Genomic DNA, 16,468 nt, shown 5'->3' on the forward strand with positions numbered 1-16,468 from the left:
GAGGTTCTGCTGGCAGAGCGCCGAACGGCAGAGGATTCCTCTGCCAGCGCCTGTCAGCCGTCTCCGAGAAGACCGAACGGCAGACCGTATGTGGCCTTGATCGGCTTCGTCACGATGTACGTGTAATAGCGCGCCAGCCCGACCCGATCGGCGAGCATGCGGTCGATGAGCCGCTGATAGCTGTCGATATCTCGGGTCACGACCTGGATAAGATAGTCGAACCCGCCGCCGAGTGCCCAGGCCCAGGTGATCTCTTCATAGGACTGCAGCGCTTCCTCGAAGATGCGGAAATCGTCCACCCGGTGACCGGCAAGCTCGCAGGCGACGAAGACGGTCACGTGCGGACCGAAGGCCTTGTACGCGATCCGGGTGCCATAGCCTTCGATGACACCGGCCTTCTCGAGCTTCTTGAGACGTTCCCATGCAGGCGTGGGCGAAAGACCGACACGCTCTGCAAGTTCGGTCTTGGTAATCCGGCCTTCCGCCGAAAGAACGCGCAGGATTTCTATGTCGCGGGCATCAAGGCGGATCATGGATCGTATTGTTTCAAGCAGCCTGAAGGGTAGCGGTGTGTCACAGGAAGATGACCCGGCAGGCAGGGAAAGAAAAGCGGTACAATTATACGCTGTTGCGATGAAAGACGCTGGGATATTCCTCGCTCCATGAGCGGACATGCGGATCTCGACTCCCGGCGCAGCTGGACACGCCTCCTTGTGACGCTTGTCGCGGCGGTCACGGGCAATGTCGGCATGTGGGCGGTGATTTCGGCCCTTCCGGGTATCGCCGCGGATTTCGAGGCGAGCCGCGCGATGGCCTCCCTGCCCTATGCTGCGACCATGCTCGGCTTCGGCGCGGGGAACTTCCTGATCGGCCGCTTGGTGGACCGGCACGGCATGGCGCGCGTGCTGGCCGTTGTCGGCGTGGGGCTGGGCCTCGCTTATTTCGCGGCAGCCCAAAGCCCGAGCGTCATGGTGCTGAGCCTCTGGCAACTCGTCATCGGCTTTGGCACCGGCGCCTGTTTCGCGCCGCTCATCGCCGATATCTCGCAATGGTTCCTGAAGCGACGCGGGCTTGCCGTCGCGATTGCGGCATCGGGAAACTACCTGGCAGGTGCTGTCTGGCCCGTCGCGCTCGACTGGGTCGGCGGCGGCGCGGGGTGGCGGTGGGATTATTCCGCACTGGCGCTCGTCTCGGTCGTCATTCTCGTTCCCATTAGTTTCGCACTACGCACCCGCGTAGATGCGGGCGCGATCGCAGTCTCCGAGGCGCAGGCTGCGGCGCGCGCCGGACAGACCGGCCTTTCGCCTCGTCAGCTGCAATGGGCGCTGGGCATTGCCGGGATCGGCTGCTGTGTGGCGATGGCAATGCCGCAGGTCCACATCGTGGCGCTCTGCGTCGACATGGGGTTCGGGGCTGCGGTGGGACGCGAAATGCTGTCGCTCATGCTTCTGGGCGGCGTTGCCTCGCGCGTGCTTTCTGGCGTGATAGCCGACCGCATCGGAGGGGTGCGGACGCTCCTCCTCGGATCGGTCCTGCAATGTATCGCGCTTGTTCTCTACCTGCCTGCAGGCGGACTGGTCTCGCTTTACGCTGTCAGCCTCGTCTTCGGACTGTCGCAAGGCGGTATCGTGCCGAGCTATGCGGTGATCGTCCGGGAATACCTGCCCGCGCGCGAGGCAGGCAGCCGCACTGGCTTTGTGATCCTGATGACGCTGATCGGTATGGCCTTCGGCGGTTGGCTGTCCGGTTGGATCTACGACCAGACCGGATCCTACGCGCTCGCATTCTGGAACGGGATCGCCTGGAACGCGATGAACATCGCGATCATCGGCACGCTGTTCCTCCGCACGCGCGCTCGGGGGCGCGCAGTTCCCGCGCTATAGCTGGCCCAGCAATTCTGCGTGGCGGCGCGTGAATTCTTCACGCACCTCCACCGGGGGACGCGGCGCGATCGTCAGGCCCTCGCGGATTTCGGCTGACGGATGACCGAAGAAACGATCGGCCTCGTCTTCCGAAAAGCCCGCGATCTCGGTCGCCTCCATCCAGGCCGAGACGGTGTCCGCCTTCTTGATCTGTCGCTTCAGCGTCTTCGCCGTCAAAGCGGGCAGACCGAAGCGAATGTGGATCGCCGCTGAAAGCCTGTCATCGAGCTTGCCGTATTCAGGTCCGACCGCGGCTTTCACGGGCGAGATCATGTCCCCGATCACGTATTCGGGCGCATCGTGCAAAAGCGCGGTCAGTCGATCCGCCGCGCTCGCCCTTGGGCAAAGCCGGGAGAACAAGGTCTCAACAAGAAGCGAATGCTCGGCAACCGAATAGGGCCAATCACCACGCGTTTGCCCGTTCCAGCGCGCAACGAAGGCAAGACCGTGGGCAATGTCCTCGATCTCGATATCGACTGGCGTCGGATCGAGGAGGTCGAGCCTGCGCCCCGAAAGCATCCGTTGCCACGCGCGCGGCTGCTTGGCCATGTCCGTGCATCCGTTTCGTTCAAATCCGTCGCGCTTTCCGATGGCATATGGTCCCGGTCCACGCAATGCGCGTTGCCGGTTAGCCACCGTGATGCTAACCGAAGCGCAAATATCGGATTGCCGAACGGAGGGCCCCATGGCCAAGGATTACATCGTCAAGGACATCTCGCTTGCCGCTTACGGGCGAAAGGAGCTGGATATCGCGGAGACGGAGATGCCGGGCCTGATGGCCTGCCGCGAGGAGTTTGGCGCCGAGCAGCCGCTCAAAGGCGCGCGGATCGTGGGCTCGCTGCACATGACGATCCAGACCGCCGTCCTGATCGAGACGCTGACCGCGCTCGGCGCGGATGTGCGCTGGGCGTCCTGCAACATCTTCTCCACCCAGGATCACGCCGCGGCGGCCATTGCCGAAGGCGGCACGCCCGTCTTCGCGATCAAGGGCCAGACGCTGGAAGAGCATTGGGACTATCTCGATAAGTCCTTCCAGTTCGAGGACGGACCGAACATGATCCTCGACGATGGCGGCGATGCGACGCTCTATGTTCTTCTCGGCGCACGCGCCGAGGCGGGCGAGGAGATCATCCCCGTCCCCGCGTCCGAGGAAGAAGAGGTCGTCAAGGCGCAGATCAAGAAGCGCATGGAAGAAAGCCCCGGCTGGTTCACCAAGGTGAAGGCGCAGATCAAGGGCGTCTCCGAAGAGACGACGACCGGTGTGAACCGCCTTTATCAGCTGATGCGGGAGGATGGTCTGCCCTTCCCCGCGATCAACGTCAATGACAGCGTGACCAAGTCGAAATTCGACAACAAGTACGGCTGCAAGGAAAGCCTCGTCGACGGCATCCGCCGTGCCACCGACACGATGATGGCCGGCAAGGTCGCGGTCGTCTGCGGCTATGGCGACGTGGGCAAGGGCTCGGCCGCCTCCCTGCGCGGCGCGGGCGCGCGCGTGAAGGTGACGGAGGTCGATCCGATCTGCGCGCTTCAGGCGGCGATGGACGGGTTCGAGGTCGTGCTGCTCGAGGATGTCGTGGACAGTGCCGACATCTTCATCACCACGACCGGCAACAAGGACGTGATCCGCATCGAGCATATGCGCGAGATGAAGGACATGGCGATCGTCGGAAATATCGGCCACTTCGACAACGAGATCCAGGTTGCCAGCCTGAAGAACCACAAATGGACCAACATCAAGGACCAGGTGGACATGATCGAGATGCCCTCGGGCAGCCGCATCATCCTTCTGTCCGAAGGACGCCTTCTGAACCTCGGCAATGCCACGGGCCATCCGTCCTTCGTGATGTCCGCCTCCTTCACCAACCAGGTGCTGGCGCAGATTGAGCTTTGGAAGAACGGCGATCAGTACGAGAACAAGGTCTACATCCTGCCCAAGCATCTCGACGAAAAGGTCGCGCGCCTGCATCTCGATCGGATCGGCGTGAAGCTGACCAAGCTGGACAACGACCAGGCCGCCTATATCGGCGTGACCCCGGAAGGCCCCTTCAAGCCCGAGCATTATCGGTACTGACGTAAGGGTTAAGCGGGAACCTGCCTCCTCATAGGCGGCGCGCCGCGCAATCTTGCAAGTCACACGCTGCCCCGCCCGAAACCCGGGACGGGGCAGCGTGGTTCTTTGGACATAGCAACCGTGACCAAGGAGGCACGAAAGCAATGACCCTGAAGCATCTCATGATGAGCGCGGCAACCGCCGCATTGTTCGCCGGTGGCGCAGCCTACGCACAGGACGACACCTCGCAAACCGAGGACGGCGCGCAGACCGAACAGATGGACGATTCCGGCTCGATGGAGAGCGGCTCGTCCGAAAGCGGCATGTCGGAAAGCGGTGATGCAGCGACTTCTGGCGATACCGGAATGTCTGACGGCACTGCCGACAGCGAGATGACGGCTGAAGAGGACATGCAGCCGCAGACGCTGGAAGAGATGACCGTCGGCGAAGTGATCGGTCTGCCGGTACAAAGCACCGAGGGCGATGGTATTGGTGAAATCGACTACCTCATCGAAGGTACGGATGGCATCGAGGCCGTGATCGGCATCGGCGGCTTCCTCGGCCTTGGCGAATACACGGTCGCCCTGCCGCTCGACACTTTCGAATTCAACGCCGAAGAGCAGGTGCTCACGCTCGCCGCAACGGCAGATGAACTGAAAGAGCGCCCTGAATTCGATGAAAGCGGTGTCGAGGGCCTGCCCGATGACATGCTGCTGTCCGAGGTCATGGAAAGCGACATGACCGGCGAAGAGAGCAACATGGGCGCTGACACCGGCGCGTCGCAAGCTGGCGATGCTGCGGACACTGGCAGCACCGGTTCGGACAGCATGAGCGGGGGCTCTGCTGACGGAACGGAAATGGAAGACGGCGCTTCGTCCGAGACCGAAACCGGTGGCACGGACACCGAGATGGACTCGGAAACCGAAGGTGAAGACACTCAGAACAACTAAGTTCTTGGACCAGTCTTCCAGATTGCGCCCCGTGGTTCGCCACGGGGCGTTTTTTCTTGAGAATTGTTTACGGGCCCGCATACCCTTTTCGCGGGACGCTCCAAGACGTCCCGAACGGGAACAAGTTGGGACAGAAAAATGGGTAAACGCGACGAGTTGATCGCCAAATACGCCGATGACCTCAGGAACAAGTGCGGCATGCAGCCTGACATGGATCTTCTCAGGAAGGTCACGATCGGCTGCGGACCGGCGATCTACAACGACGATGCCTCGACGGTGGCTGGGTCGGATCCTGAAGAGCTAGAGACCATCAAGCGAAACTTCTTGATGAAGAAACTTGGTTTGCCGGATAACGGTGACCTGATGCCCGCGATAAATTCGGTAATCGAGACCTATGGCCGCTCGGAGCGGAACAAGTACCGCGCGGTCGTTTACTACATGCTGACCAAGCATTTTGGAAAAGAGGCCAAGTACGCCTGATCGTCCGAAACCTCACGGTCGCCCGCGATCATTTCTGGTCGCGGGTCACACTAGGTCCATAGCTTTTGAAGTATTTGGCTTTTGTCGCAAAGGCCCGGTTCTGCTATCTCTTCGGCTCGAAATGACCAGAACGGTCCGTCCGATCTTCCGTAAGCGTGTGGGAGCGCCGAGGGTGAGGCCGGATCCGATGGTCTGCGTCGGATCCGGCGATTACTCGGAATAGCCAGCCATATCGCAAATACGCTCGAATTCCTCTGCACGGACCGGCTGAACCGACAGGCGGGAATTCTTCAACAGCACCATATCCGACAGAGCCTCTTCGGCCTTGATCGTGTCCAAGGTTATCGCTCTCGGCAGAGGTGCGACCGCCTTGATGTCCACGCATTCCCATCGCGCATCGTCGGTCGTGGAATCCTGGTGAGCCTCGGCGATGACCTCGACGATTCCGACAACCGCTTTTTCTTTCTGCGAATGATAGAAGAAGCCCCGATCACCTACCGCCATCTCGCGCATGAAATTGCGCGCCTGATAATTTCGAACGCCGTCCCACTCCTCGCCGCGATCACCTTTCGCGACCTGATCGTCCCAGGACCATGTCGAGGGTTCGGATTTGAAGAGCCAATAGCGCATCACCCGATCACCTTCTTCCACTCTATGAGTTCGACCGAGCCGAAGAGCCCCGCCTTGGCATAGGGATCCTGCTTCGCCCAGCGCTCGGCAGCCTGAAGATCGTCCACGTCCAGAATAACAAGCGACCCGGCCATCTCACCGTCGACGATAAGCGGGCCCGCTTGAGCGACAACGCCCGTATCCTCGATATAGGCCAGATGCGCCTCACGGTTCGCTTTGCGGATCTCGAGCGCGCCGGGCTTGTCGCGGGCGATCAGGGCGATGAGCATGTCTGTCTCCTTGTTGTGTTACGCTTTCGCGCCTTTCCTGCCCCCGCCAACGAGCGGCGCCGCCGTATTGTCGAGCGGCCAGCGCGGACGCGCGGCAAGGCCCATGTCATCGCATGCGCCCTGAGCGAAAAGTTCGCCTCCGGCGTAAGCGATCATGGCAGCATTGTCGGTACAGAGCGACAGGGGCGGCGCGGTAAAACGGATATCCTTGGACGCACAAAGTGTCTCCAGCTCTGTACGGATCGCGGTGTTTGCAGCCACGCCGCCGGCAATCGCGAATGCGGGCAGTTCCGGTTCCTCCTCAGCGTAGAGCGCGAGCGCTCGCCGAGTCTTTTCGGTCAGAACGTCGCGGATCGCGGCCTGGAATCCCGCGCATAGATCGGCGCGATCAGTCTCGGTCAGCCCGCCCTGCCGGTCTACGAGCTTGTCGCGCTCTCGCAAGAGCGCCGTCTTCAACCCCGAAAAGCTGAGATCGCAGCCAGGTCGGTCCAAAAGGGGCCTCGGAAAGGAAAAGCGCGACGGATCGCCGGATCGTGCCGCTGCCTCGACCGACGGGCCACCCGGCTGTGGCAAGCCGAGAAGACGCGCCGTCTTGTCAAAGGCTTCGCCCGGCGCATCGTCGATCGTGCCGCCGAGACGGCGGAACTCTCCGGGGCCCCGCGCGATAAGGTATTGGCAATGTCCCCCGGAGATCAGCAGCATCAGGTAAGGATACGGCAGACCGTCGGTGAGCCGAGCTGTCAGGGCATGACCGGCAAGATGGTTCACGCCGATCAGCGGTTTTTGCGCCCCGGCGGCAATGCCTTTCGCGCACATCACGCCCGAAAGCACTCCGCCGATTAGACCGGGGCCGGCGGTGACCGCGACGGCATCGATATCCGCCAGTTTCACCTGCGCCTCCTTCAAGGCTGCCTGAACGGCCAGATCGAGCTTCTCCACATGGGCGCGCGCCGCGATCTCCGGAACGACGCCGCCGAACGCCGCGTGCAGCTCTGCCTGGCCCATCACCACGTTCGACAAGACCTCGCGCCCGCGCACGAGTGCGGCGGCGGTATCGTCGCAACTGCTTTCGAGCCCGAGGATGAGCGGCGGACGGGCCATGACGTCTCCATTGCGAAACTGCGCTTGGCGGGGTAGCACCAAACAAGGCCGAGCGACAATATCGGCGATGCACATGCCCGATCCTATCCTGCTACTGACCCGCCCTGACCGCGCTTCGCGCGGGCTTCTCAAGGCGTTGTCCGACGCGGGGATTCGTGCCGGGACCAACATTATCAGCCCCTTGATCGAGATCGTCTATGCCGGACGTCTGCCCAAGATGCAGGCATATCGCGGCCTGATCTTCACCTCTGCACACGGGGTCGAAGCCTATCGCCGCGCTGGCGGTCCGCACCGGTCTGTCTGTTTCGCGGTCGGCACAGCGACAGCGCAGGCTGCGCGTCAAGCGGGGTTCCACCCTGTCACGGGCGATGGCGACGCAGAGCGGCTGATCGCTGAAATCCTGGCTCTAGCACCCGAAGGTCCGCTTCTGCATCTGCGGGGTCGGCACGGACGCGGGGACGTTGCAAACCGCCTGACTTCGGACGGAATAGAGACGCATGAAGCCGTTCTTTACGACCAGATCGCGAAGGAAATGAGCACAGAGGCGCGAAAGGCCCTGTCGGGGAGTCAGCCCGTGGTCGCCCCGCTCTTTTCACCGCGCACGGCTGAATTGTTCGCTGCGTCTGGTCCCATGACCTGTCCGCTTTACCTCGCTGCAATGAGCGATGCCGTCGCCGATCCGTTGCGGAAGCTCGACACGAAGGCTCTGATGGTTTCCGGCGAACCGAGCGTGCCAGCAATGCGTCGCGCGGTCGCCGAACTTTTGTCTCGGGCGCAAGAGCTTGAGAGCCGAGGGGGAGGTAAGTAAGGTCGGCTTGACATGTACGCGCACAGTGCAGTGAAAGATTCGAAAGGTAGGGACAGTTGGCGAAATCCAGAAAGCCCAAGGGCCAGCCGGAAAAAGACGACGAAGCGACCGGCTCCGCGTCCGACCAGCCCCAGACCGTCAGTCCAGCCGATGACAGCCTTCAGGCAACGGACCAAACCGATACGATCGCGGCGACAGACGACGGCGATACGGTTAGGGCGACAGAACCGGACAAGCTCAACGATACGGTCGAGGATAGCGTCATCGGCACGCCGAACGACAGCGAGCCGAACCCAACCGCCGACGACGAAATCGCCGAAGCGCCTGCCCTGACAGTCAGCGATCCCGAACCTACGCTCGATGGATCAGATACCGAGGATGACAGCCAGGCAGCCGATCGCACCGACAGCGATGACGATAGGTCCGCAATCGCCGATGGCGCGCCCGACCTTACGGAACCGCCGGTGGCGGGCGCCGCGGCACCCGTCGTGCATGAAAAGGTGATCGAACGGAAAGCCGGCTTCGTTCCGACATTCCTCGGAGGTATCCTGGCAGCGATCGCAGGTTTTCTTCTGTCTCAGTATCTCGGTGGCGATCTGTTCGGCAGCAACGACGAGTTCGCAAATGAAACGCGGTCCGCGCTTGAAGAACAAAGCTCCAATCTTCAGAGCCAGCAGGCCGGGCTAGACGCGCTTGGCGGGCGGATCGACGGGATAGAAACCGGACTCGCCGATATCGACCTTAGTTCGATCGAAACGGCGATTGCCGATCTGACCACGCGGACCGCCGATCTGGGAACAACGGTCTCGGACCTCGCCGATCGCGTCAGCGCCGTCGAGGCTTCGCCCGTCCAGTCGGCTGCACCCGAAGCCGTCTCGGCCTTCGAGGCCGAGCTGGCCCGCATGCGGCAGGAGGTCGATGAACAACTCCAGGAAATCCAGGCGCAGCGCACCGAAGTCCAGGAACTCGCGCAACAAGCCGTCGAGGCCGAGCGCGCGGCAGCAGCCCAGGCGAGTCGCGCCGACGTCAACGCGGCGCTGTCGAATCTGACCGCAGAGGTCGACGCGGGCCGGCCCTTCGCCGACGCGCTCGTGCCCCTGCAAGATTCAGAGCTGGTCGAGGTGCCAGAGGCATTGTCGAGCCAGGCGGAGGACGGGGTTGCAAGCCTCGGCGCACTGCAAGACAGCTTCCCGGATGCAGCGCGGGATGCACTTGCCGCCGCTCGCGCCAGCGGAAGCGGCGAATCCTCCGGCAATCGCTTGTCCGGTTTCCTGGCCGAACAACTTGGTGCCCGTTCGGTCACGCCGCGTGATGGATCGAGCGCCGATGCGATCCTGTCACGCGCCGAGGCTGAATTGCAGGGTGGCGCGCTCGACGCCGCACTAAGCGAGCTTTCCTCTCTTCCCGAACCCGCGGCCGACGCCATGTCGGGCTGGGTGACGCGCGCCAATGCGCGGATCGAGGCACTTGCGGCGACGGAAGACCTCGCCGCGCAACTGAATTCGCAATAAGGGTCGCTTCATGCTCTGGTCACTCATCAAGATCGTCTTCTTCGTCGCCATCGTCGCGGCGCTGACCCTTGGCGCAAGCTACCTGATGGAAGCCGAAGGCGGCGTCCGTGTCACGGTTGCCGGCATGGAATTCACCTTTGGTGCGCTGCAATCGGTGATTGCCGCTGTTCTGCTGTTCGTCGCTGTTTGGGTCGTGCTGAAAATCGCCTCTTTTCTCGTGGCACTTCTGCGCTTCATCAACGGCGACGAGACGGCGATCTCGCGCTATTTCGATCGCAACCGCGAGCGCAAAGGCTACCAGGCGCTGGGCGACGGTCTGACCGCGCTAGCCTCCGGTGAAGGCCGAGTTGCGATGGCCAAGGCCCAGAAGGCCGAGCGCTATCTGCACAAGCCGGAGCTGACCGATCTTCTGCAGGCTCAGGCCGCAGAACAGATGGGCGACCGCAAGAAAGCAGAGGAAGTCTATAAGCGCCTTCTCCAGAATGAAAAGACACGCTTCGTCGGCGTACGCGGGATCATGAAGCAGCGTCTCGCGCAGGGCGATACGGAAACCGCGCTCAAACTTGCAGAACGCGCCTTCGCGATCAAACCAAAGCACGAGGAGGTCCAGGACACGCTGCTGCGTTTGCAGGCGCAGGAAAACGATTGGTCAGGGGCCCGCAAGACGCTGGCGGCCAAACTCAAGCACGGGAATATTCCGCGCGACCTCCACAAACGGCGCGACGCGGTTCTGGCACTCTCCGAGGCCAAGGACATCCTCGACGACGGCAAGGACATCGAAGCGCGCGAGGCGGCGATCAACGCGAACAAGTCCTCACCCGACCTCGTGCCGGCGGCTGCGATGGCCGCGCGCGGCTTCATCGCGGACGGTCGCAAAAAGAACGCGACCCGCCTTCTCAAGAAGACCTGGCTCGCGCAGCCTCACCCCGATCTTGCCGCAGCATTCGCGGAGATCGAGCCAGCCGAAAGCCCGACAGAGCGTCTGCGCCGATTCCGGACGCTGACGTCGCTCAACTCTGATCACCGTGAAACGAAGCTGCTGCTCGCGGAACTGCACCTTGCCGCCGAGGACTTCCCCGGTGCGCGCCGGTCGCTCGGCGATCTGTGGGAAACCTCGCCCGATGCGCGCGTTCTGACGATCATGGCCGCGATCGAGCGTGGTGAAGGATCGGACGATGCAATTGTGCGCGGCTGGCTTGCCAAGGCGCTGACCGCGCCGCGTGGTCCGCAATGGGTCTGCGAGAGCTGTAACAACATCCAGACCGAGTGGTCGGCGATCTGCAACAATTGCGGCGCCTTCGATACGCTGAGCTGGAAAACCCCGCCGCGCACAGATGTTACCCTGCCCGCCGGTGCCGAGATGCTGCCACTTCTGGTCGGTCCCTCTGCGCTGCCCGAAGCGGATATCGCGGTTGTCGATCCCGCGGACGATGTGGAAACGGAGACAGCGCCCGCGACGCCCGAAACAGAAGAGTCATCGGGTGTATCTGACACCGCGGAAGACGCGGAACAGGCTCCCGAAGAAAATACCGAGGAGCCGCGCGAAAAGGCATCCTGACCCCTTCCCATCCTCGGGAGGCGGTGCTAATGCCCGCGCACGGAAATTGGGCCGGTGTAGCTCAGCTGGTAGAGCACGTCATTCGTAATGATGGGGTCGTAGGTTCGAGTCCTATCACCGGCACCAGTTTCGGATCGCTTACTTCCTAGAATAATCGCGATACCACTCCACGAAGCGGGCAATCCCGTCACGGAAATCGGTCTGGGGTCGGTAGCCGGTAAGGTTCTGCAAAAGCGTCGCATCCGCCCATGTGGCGGGAACATCGCCAGTTTGCATCTCCATCATGTTCATCTCGGCCTGTGTTCCGAGGGAGTCCTCGATACCGGCGATGAAGTCCATGAGCTTCACCTTGTCGGAATTCCCGATATTCACAACCCGGAACGGCGCGGCGGGGCTGAGCGTATCGCCTTCCACGCGGCTGTCCTCTCCGCCCGGAATCGCATCCATCAGAAGACGGATGCCCCGCACCAGGTCGTCGATATATGTGAAGTCGCGATACATCTCGCCGTGATTGTAGACGTCGATCGGTCGCCCATCGAGAATTGCGTCCACGAACTTGTAAAGCGCAAGATCCGGCCGCCCCCAAGGCCCATAGACAGTGAAGAACCGGAACATGGTCGTCGGAATGCGGTGAATATGCGCCCAGGCATGGCCCATGCTCTCGTTCGCCTTCTTCGTCGCGGCATAGATCGTAAGCTGGGTATCGGCCTTGTCGGTTTCGGCGAAGGGCATTTCTTCGTTCGCGCCATAAACCGACGAGGTTGAGGCCATGAGGAGGTGCTGCACCTTGTGTCGCCGCGCCGCCTCCATCACTGAGAACGTCCCCATGACATTGGAGCTGAGATAGGCTTTCGGATTTTCGAGCGAGTAACGCACGCCGGCCTGAGCGGCGAGATGGACGATGACCTCCGGCTCGAAATCGTCAGCTGTCCTGTCGAACGCCTCCTGATCCTCGAGCATTCCCTCGGTCGCGGAAAAACCGGGCATCTGGTGCAGATGCGCGTGGCGCCGCTCCTTCAGACGCACGTCGTAATAATCCGTCATCCCGTCGAAGCCGCGTACCGTGTGACCCTCTTTCAGCAACAGGCGGCAAAGGTGGAACCCGATGAAGCCGGCGCTGCCGGTAACCAGAATACGCGTCATGAGAGCCTCTCAAATTCGTCTGTATCCTCCCTAAGCGGCGCAATCCGGCTTGGGAAGCCCGACATGGCCCATCGGATGACCGATGCCGAGGCATCATATCTCGGTGACTGCGCCATTCAGGATTTTGAAGGGACGGATCATCGTTCCATGTTGGAGTAAAGAACAGGAGGATGACATGACCCATAAAGCGAAACCGCTCTCTCTCGTGCTTGCAGCCTGCCTTGCGGCGCCTGCCGTGCAGGCCGCCGAAATCACGGTGGCAGGAGGATGTTTCTGGTGCGTTGAAGCCGATTTCGAGAAGGTCCAGGGCGTGTCCGAAGTGGTTTCGGGATATACCGGCGGTAACGTAGAGAACCCGACCTATAAGCAGGTCGTTGCCGGCGGAACCGGCCATTACGAAGCGGCAGAAATCATGTATGACGCCGATCAGGTCAGCCGCCCGCAGCTCTACGATCTTTTCTTCCGCTCCATCGACCCGTTCGATGATGGCGGACAGTTTTGTGATCGCGGCGAATCCTATCGCCCGGCGATCTTTGTGGATGACGCAGAGGAACGCGCCGATGCCGAAGCCGCCAAGCGCCGCGCCGAAGAGGAGCTCGGCCGTGAGGTGGTCGTGCCGATCCTCGATGCGAGCACGTTCTACAAGGCGGAAGACTATCACCAGGACTACTACAAGAGCTCCGAAAGAACGCTAACACGGTTCGGATATATCGACCGTTCCGACGCTTATGAGCGCTATCGTGACGGCTGCCGCAGAGATGAACGCGTGCGCGAAGTCTGGGGTGCGGATGCGCCCTTCGTCGGTGGTTAGTGGCCCGGCCCGAAGCGGTCCTCGATGTCTTTCAGATCGGGGATCGCATCGGCAGTCCCCACGCGCGTGACCATGATCGCAGCCGCCTTGGCGGCTAGGTCGAGCGCCTGCCGCATCGGCTGACCTCGGTCGAGACCAGCAAGCAGAAATCCGGTGAACGTGTCACCAGCACCGGTCGTATCGACGGCGTTCGACGGGATTGCCGCGACGTCCGTCGCGCTTCCGCTATCCGTCTCGTACCAGGTCGCGCCTTTCGCGCCCCTCGTGACAACCACATCACGGATCGGCAACGCTCGAGGCTCGAGCCCCGTCGCCTCGGCGAGCTGCGCCGCCTCGACGTCGTTGAGGATCAGGAGATCAAGAAGCGGCAACGCGGCTTTCACCGCCTCCGGATCGAATGGCGCGGCGGCGTAAGCCACCCGCAAGCCCCGCTGCGAAGCCAGCGTCGCGCCGGTGATCTGGGCATTGGTTTCGTTCTGGAACAGGAAGATGTCCGACGAACGCGCAGCAGAGAGCTGCTCGGCCAACGCAAGTTCCGAAATCGCGCGGTTCGCGCCGGGATAGAGAATGATCTGGTTCTCACCGGCATCGTCTACGGCAATGATCGCGTGACCCGAAGGCTCGCTGCGCCTCTCGATAAGCCGCGTGTCGACTCCGTATTCGAGAAGCCGCTCGATCATCCAGTCGCCATCGGGACCGACCGCCCCGAGGTGGCGCACCTGGGCCCCTGCCCGTGCAATTGCGACCGACATGTTGGCGCCTTTGCCACCAAGACCGCGCGACATTTCCAGGGAGGCAAGCGTCTCTCCGGGTGCGGGCAGATGAGGCACGCGATAGACGAGATCGGCATTGATGGAGCCGAGATTCCAGATCGCCATACCGGCCTCCTCCGATTATCCGATGGCCTAGCCGACCTTGCAGGCCGCAAGCACAGCCATGTTCAGAATGTCGTTCGCCGTCGAGGCGGACGAACAGATCTGGATCGACTTGTCGACACCTGCCAAGATCGGGCCGATGACCGTCGCGCCAGCCATTTCCTGCATGAGTTTGGTGGAGATCGACGCGGAATGGCGTGCCGGGACAACGAGGATATTTGCAGGGCCCGTCAGGCGTTGAAACGGATAATTGGTCTGGGTCTTGGGGTTCAGCGCCACATCCACCGTCATTTCACCTTCATACTCGAAATCCACGTTGCGCCGGTCAAGAACACGCGGTGCAACGTGCATCTTCTCGGCGCGCTCGGACACCGGGTAGCCGAAAGTCGAGAACGAGACGAAGGCGACGCGGGGTTCGAGCCCGAGATGCCGGGCGATTCCAGCCGCGCGCTCAGCGATATCGGCAAGATCCTCCTCGCTCGGCCATTCATGAACGAGCGTGTCGCCGATCAGAACGATCCGGCCCTTGTGGATGAGCGCGGTGATCCCAGCCGCGCCGTCCTTCGCCTGTGCGTTGAAGACGGTGTTGATCCGCTCCATCACATGCGCCGATTTGCGCGTGGCCCCGGTGACGAGGCCGTCGCCATGACCATGCGCCAGCATCAGCGCGGCGAAGACGTGCCGGTCGCGCGCAGCAAGCCGGTGAACGTCCTGGCGGTCCATGCCGCTGCGCTGGTTCCGCTGGTATAGGAAATCCTTGTAGGTCTCGAGATGCGACGTGTTGGCTGCATTGACGACCTCGATCTCCCGCACTGCATCGCCCAGGCCCGCAGCTTCGAGCTTGGCTTTCACATCGGCCTCACGCCCGACCACGAGCGCTGTGCCGAAGCCCGAACGCTGATAGGTGACCGCCGCGCGCAGTACGCGGGGGTCGTCACCTTCTGCAAAGATCATGCGCGCCTGTGCCGCTCGCGCGCGTGCCGAGATGCCCCGGAGGATCGACGCGGTGGGATCAAGCCGCGTCTTCAGCGAGATCTCGTAAGCGTCCATGTCGACGATCGGCCGCCGCGCTGCGCCGGTATCCATCCCCGCTTTCGCCACGGCGGGCGGAATACGATAGATCAGACGCGGATCGAACGGCGTCGGGATGATGTAGTCCCGACCGAACGTGAGGTTCTTTCCATAGGCCATCGCGACCTCATCTGGCACGTCCTCCCGGGCGAGCGCGGCAAGCGCTTCCGCACAGGCGATCTTCATCTCGTCGTTGATCGCCCGCGCATTGATGTCGAGTGCGCCGCGGAAGAGATAGGGAAAGCCGAGAACGTTGTTGACCTGGTTGGGATAGTCGCTGCGGCCTGTCGCAACGATGGCGTCGACGCGGACCTCATGCGCCTCTTCCGGCGTAATCTCCGGATCGGGATTGGCCATCGCGAAGATGACCGGGTTGTCGCCCATGCTCGCGACCATCTCGGGCGTCACGGCCCCCTTCACCGACACGCCGAGGAAGACATCCGCGCCCTTCATCGCGTCTTCGAGACTGCGCAGCTCCGTCGCGATCGCATGAGCCGATTTCCACTGGTTCATGCCCTCGGTTCGGCCCTGGTAGATCACGCCTTTAGTGTCGCAGACGATGCAGTTCTCGTGGCGCGCACCCATGCTCTTGAGAAGCTCGATACAGGCGATCCCGGCGGCCCCTGCCCCGTTCAGCACGATCTTCACATCTTCGATCTTCTTGCCGGAGATGTGCAGCGCATTGATGAGACCCGCGGCGCAGATCACGGCGGTGCCGTGCTGGTCGTCATGGAAGACGGGGATGTCCATCTCTTCCTTGAGGCGCTGCTCGATGATGAAGCATTCGGGCGCCTTGATATCCTCGAGATTGATCCCGCCAAATGTCGGACCCATCAGCTTGACGGCGTTGCAGAACGCGTCCGGATCTTCGGTATCGAGTTCGATGTCGATGGAGTTAACGTCCGCGAAACGCTTGAAGAGCACTGACTTGCCTTCCATCACCGGCTTCGAGCCGAGTGCACCGAGATTGCCAAGACCGAGAACCGCGGTGCCGTTCGAGATCACGGCGACAAGGTTGCCCTTGTTCGTGTAATCGTAGGCAAGCTCAGGGTTCTGGGCGATTTCCTCACAAGGAACGGCCACGCCGGGCGAGTAGGCGAGCGACAGATCGCGCTGCGTCGTCATCGGCACGGTGGCCTGCACTTCCCATTTTCCGGGTGTCGGCTCTAGGTGGAAGGCAAGCGCCTCTTCGCGGGTGTATTTCTGCCGTGCCATGATCCTGCCTCCTTGCCGTCCGGACGGGCTTATCGGACGCGACGTGGCCCCTCAACCGAGATAGCGCTATC

Annotated in this window: 16 protein-coding genes and 1 tRNA gene; 9 read left to right on the forward strand and 8 right to left on the reverse strand. The window is 62.1% G+C overall.

Annotated elements, in window-relative coordinates; all coding sequences use genetic code 11:
* Positions 1 to 53: 53 nt before the first annotated feature.
* Positions 54 to 530: an Lrp/AsnC family transcriptional regulator gene (locus tag FIU91_RS18145; RefSeq protein WP_093009283.1), complete on the reverse strand. Its 477-nt coding sequence runs from the start codon at positions 528 to 530 to the stop codon at positions 54 to 56.
* 132 nt (positions 531 to 662) lie between these two features.
* On the opposite strand from FIU91_RS18145, the gene FIU91_RS18150 reads away from it, so the two are divergent.
* A complete protein-coding gene (locus FIU91_RS18150) occupies positions 663 to 1,883 on the forward strand; it encodes an MFS transporter (RefSeq protein ID WP_152463537.1) in 1,221 nt (406 codons plus the stop codon).
* On the opposite strand, the gene FIU91_RS18155 is transcribed toward FIU91_RS18150, so the two are convergent.
* Positions 1,878 to 2,471: an HD family hydrolase gene (locus tag FIU91_RS18155; protein ID WP_152463538.1), complete on the reverse strand. Its 594-nt coding sequence runs from the start codon at positions 2,469 to 2,471 to the stop codon at positions 1,878 to 1,880. The two genes, FIU91_RS18150 and FIU91_RS18155, sit on opposite strands and share 6 nt — an antisense overlap.
* 136 nt (positions 2,472 to 2,607) lie before the next feature.
* Between FIU91_RS18155 and ahcY the strand changes: the two genes are divergently transcribed.
* The 3 genes from ahcY to FIU91_RS18170 all read left to right on the forward strand — a co-directional run bounded on the left by ahcY (position 2,608) and on the right by FIU91_RS18170 (position 5,405).
* Entirely contained in the window at positions 2,608 to 3,996 is a 1,389-nt protein-coding gene (gene ahcY, locus FIU91_RS18160; RefSeq protein WP_093009116.1) for an adenosylhomocysteinase, read from the forward strand.
* 143 nt (positions 3,997 to 4,139) lie between these two features.
* Positions 4,140 to 4,925 carry a PRC-barrel domain-containing protein gene (locus FIU91_RS18165; RefSeq protein WP_152463539.1) on the forward strand — a complete coding sequence of 262 codons (786 nt, stop codon included), beginning with the start codon at positions 4,140 to 4,142 and terminating at the stop codon, positions 4,923 to 4,925.
* A 138-nt stretch (positions 4,926 to 5,063) separates the two neighbouring features.
* The gene (locus FIU91_RS18170; RefSeq protein ID WP_152463540.1) at positions 5,064 to 5,405 is read left to right on the forward strand and encodes a DUF2853 family protein; all 342 of its coding nucleotides are present in this window, start codon (positions 5,064 to 5,066) and stop codon (positions 5,403 to 5,405) included.
* Between the two features lie 210 nt (positions 5,406 to 5,615).
* Here FIU91_RS18170 and FIU91_RS18175 read toward each other — a convergent pair whose 3' ends face one another.
* From FIU91_RS18175 to tsaD, 3 genes are read right to left on the reverse strand one after another with little or no spacing between them, the layout of a single operon-like run.
* A complete protein-coding gene (locus FIU91_RS18175) occupies positions 5,616 to 6,035 on the reverse strand; it encodes an EVE domain-containing protein (protein WP_152463541.1) in 420 nt (139 codons plus the stop codon).
* Positions 6,035 to 6,304, reverse strand: coding sequence for a YciI family protein (locus FIU91_RS18180; RefSeq protein ID WP_152463542.1), 270 nt, complete (start codon positions 6,302 to 6,304; stop codon positions 6,035 to 6,037). Before FIU91_RS18180 ends, FIU91_RS18175 begins: the two co-directional genes overlap by 1 nt.
* A gap of 18 nt (positions 6,305 to 6,322) precedes the next feature.
* Positions 6,323 to 7,405: a tRNA (adenosine(37)-N6)-threonylcarbamoyltransferase complex transferase subunit TsaD gene (gene tsaD, locus FIU91_RS18185; RefSeq protein WP_152463543.1), complete on the reverse strand. Its 1,083-nt coding sequence runs from the start codon at positions 7,403 to 7,405 to the stop codon at positions 6,323 to 6,325.
* A gap of 73 nt (positions 7,406 to 7,478) precedes the next feature.
* On the opposite strand from tsaD, the gene FIU91_RS18190 reads away from it, so the two are divergent.
* The 4 genes from FIU91_RS18190 (at position 7,479) to FIU91_RS18205 (ending at position 11,408) form a co-directional block, all read left to right on the forward strand.
* A complete protein-coding gene (locus FIU91_RS18190; protein WP_172975045.1) occupies positions 7,479 to 8,213 on the forward strand; it encodes a uroporphyrinogen-III synthase in 735 nt (244 codons plus the stop codon).
* A 56-nt stretch (positions 8,214 to 8,269) separates the two neighbouring features.
* Positions 8,270 to 9,724, forward strand: a complete 1,455-nt coding sequence (locus FIU91_RS18195; RefSeq protein ID WP_152463545.1) for a COG4223 family protein — start codon at positions 8,270 to 8,272, stop codon at positions 9,722 to 9,724.
* A gap of 10 nt (positions 9,725 to 9,734) precedes the next feature.
* Positions 9,735 to 11,282 carry a heme biosynthesis protein HemY gene (locus FIU91_RS18200; RefSeq protein ID WP_152463546.1) on the forward strand — a complete coding sequence of 516 codons (1,548 nt, stop codon included), beginning with the start codon at positions 9,735 to 9,737 and terminating at the stop codon, positions 11,280 to 11,282.
* Positions 11,283 to 11,332: 50 nt separating this feature from the next.
* Positions 11,333 to 11,408: transfer RNA gene (locus FIU91_RS18205), tRNA-Thr, on the forward strand.
* Between the two features lie 12 nt (positions 11,409 to 11,420).
* On the opposite strand, the gene FIU91_RS18210 is transcribed toward FIU91_RS18205, so the two are convergent.
* Positions 11,421 to 12,425 carry an NAD-dependent epimerase/dehydratase family protein gene (locus tag FIU91_RS18210; protein ID WP_152463547.1) on the reverse strand — a complete coding sequence of 335 codons (1,005 nt, stop codon included), beginning with the start codon at positions 12,423 to 12,425 and terminating at the stop codon, positions 11,421 to 11,423.
* Positions 12,426 to 12,600: 175 nt separating this feature from the next.
* Between FIU91_RS18210 and msrA the strand changes: the two genes are divergently transcribed.
* Positions 12,601 to 13,236 carry a peptide-methionine (S)-S-oxide reductase MsrA gene (msrA, locus tag FIU91_RS18215; RefSeq protein ID WP_152463548.1) on the forward strand — a complete coding sequence of 212 codons (636 nt, stop codon included), beginning with the start codon at positions 12,601 to 12,603 and terminating at the stop codon, positions 13,234 to 13,236.
* Here the strand turns inward: msrA and FIU91_RS18220 are convergent.
* Both FIU91_RS18220 and FIU91_RS18225 read right to left on the reverse strand, forming a co-directional pair.
* Complete coding sequence (locus tag FIU91_RS18220; protein WP_152463549.1) at positions 13,233 to 14,114, reverse strand: ribokinase; 882 nt, start codon at positions 14,112 to 14,114, stop codon at positions 13,233 to 13,235. The two genes, msrA and FIU91_RS18220, sit on opposite strands and share 4 nt — an antisense overlap.
* Before the next feature lie 27 nt (positions 14,115 to 14,141).
* Entirely contained in the window at positions 14,142 to 16,397 is a 2,256-nt protein-coding gene (locus FIU91_RS18225) for an NADP-dependent malic enzyme (protein ID WP_152463550.1), read from the reverse strand.
* Positions 16,398 to 16,468: the final 71 nt, after the last annotated feature.

The sequence above is a fragment of the Roseivivax sp. THAF30 genome, assembly GCF_009363575.1.
Lineage (GTDB): Bacteria > Pseudomonadota > Alphaproteobacteria > Rhodobacterales > Rhodobacteraceae > Roseivivax > Roseivivax halotolerans.

What these genes read in the sequence shown, in the direction of transcription:
- ahcY (WP_093009116.1), top strand. Translation starts at nt 2,608, where the DNA reads ATGGCCAAGGATTACATCGTCAAGGACATCTCGCTTGCCGCTTACGGG.
- FIU91_RS18190 (WP_172975045.1), top strand. Translation starts at nt 7,479, where the DNA reads ATGCCCGATCCTATCCTGCTACTGACCCGCCCTGACCGCGCTTCGCGC.
- FIU91_RS18200 (WP_152463546.1), top strand. Translation starts at nt 9,735, where the DNA reads ATGCTCTGGTCACTCATCAAGATCGTCTTCTTCGTCGCCATCGTCGCG.
- FIU91_RS18150 (WP_152463537.1), top strand. Translation starts at nt 663, where the DNA reads ATGAGCGGACATGCGGATCTCGACTCCCGGCGCAGCTGGACACGCCTC.
- msrA (WP_152463548.1), top strand. Translation starts at nt 12,601, where the DNA reads ATGACCCATAAAGCGAAACCGCTCTCTCTCGTGCTTGCAGCCTGCCTT.
- FIU91_RS18220 (WP_152463549.1), bottom strand. Translation starts at nt 14,114, where the DNA reads ATGGCGATCTGGAATCTCGGCTCCATCAATGCCGATCTCGTCTATCGC.
- FIU91_RS18180 (WP_152463542.1), bottom strand. Translation starts at nt 6,304, where the DNA reads ATGCTCATCGCCCTGATCGCCCGCGACAAGCCCGGCGCGCTCGAGATC.
- FIU91_RS18175 (WP_152463541.1), bottom strand. Translation starts at nt 6,035, where the DNA reads ATGCGCTATTGGCTCTTCAAATCCGAACCCTCGACATGGTCCTGGGAC.
- FIU91_RS18170 (WP_152463540.1), top strand. Translation starts at nt 5,064, where the DNA reads ATGGGTAAACGCGACGAGTTGATCGCCAAATACGCCGATGACCTCAGG.
- FIU91_RS18165 (WP_152463539.1), top strand. Translation starts at nt 4,140, where the DNA reads ATGACCCTGAAGCATCTCATGATGAGCGCGGCAACCGCCGCATTGTTC.
- FIU91_RS18225 (WP_152463550.1), bottom strand. Translation starts at nt 16,397, where the DNA reads ATGGCACGGCAGAAATACACCCGCGAAGAGGCGCTTGCCTTCCACCTA.
- FIU91_RS18155 (WP_152463538.1), bottom strand. Translation starts at nt 2,471, where the DNA reads ATGGCCAAGCAGCCGCGCGCGTGGCAACGGATGCTTTCGGGGCGCAGG.
- FIU91_RS18210 (WP_152463547.1), bottom strand. Translation starts at nt 12,425, where the DNA reads ATGACGCGTATTCTGGTTACCGGCAGCGCCGGCTTCATCGGGTTCCAC.
- tsaD (WP_152463543.1), bottom strand. Translation starts at nt 7,405, where the DNA reads ATGGCCCGTCCGCCGCTCATCCTCGGGCTCGAAAGCAGTTGCGACGAT.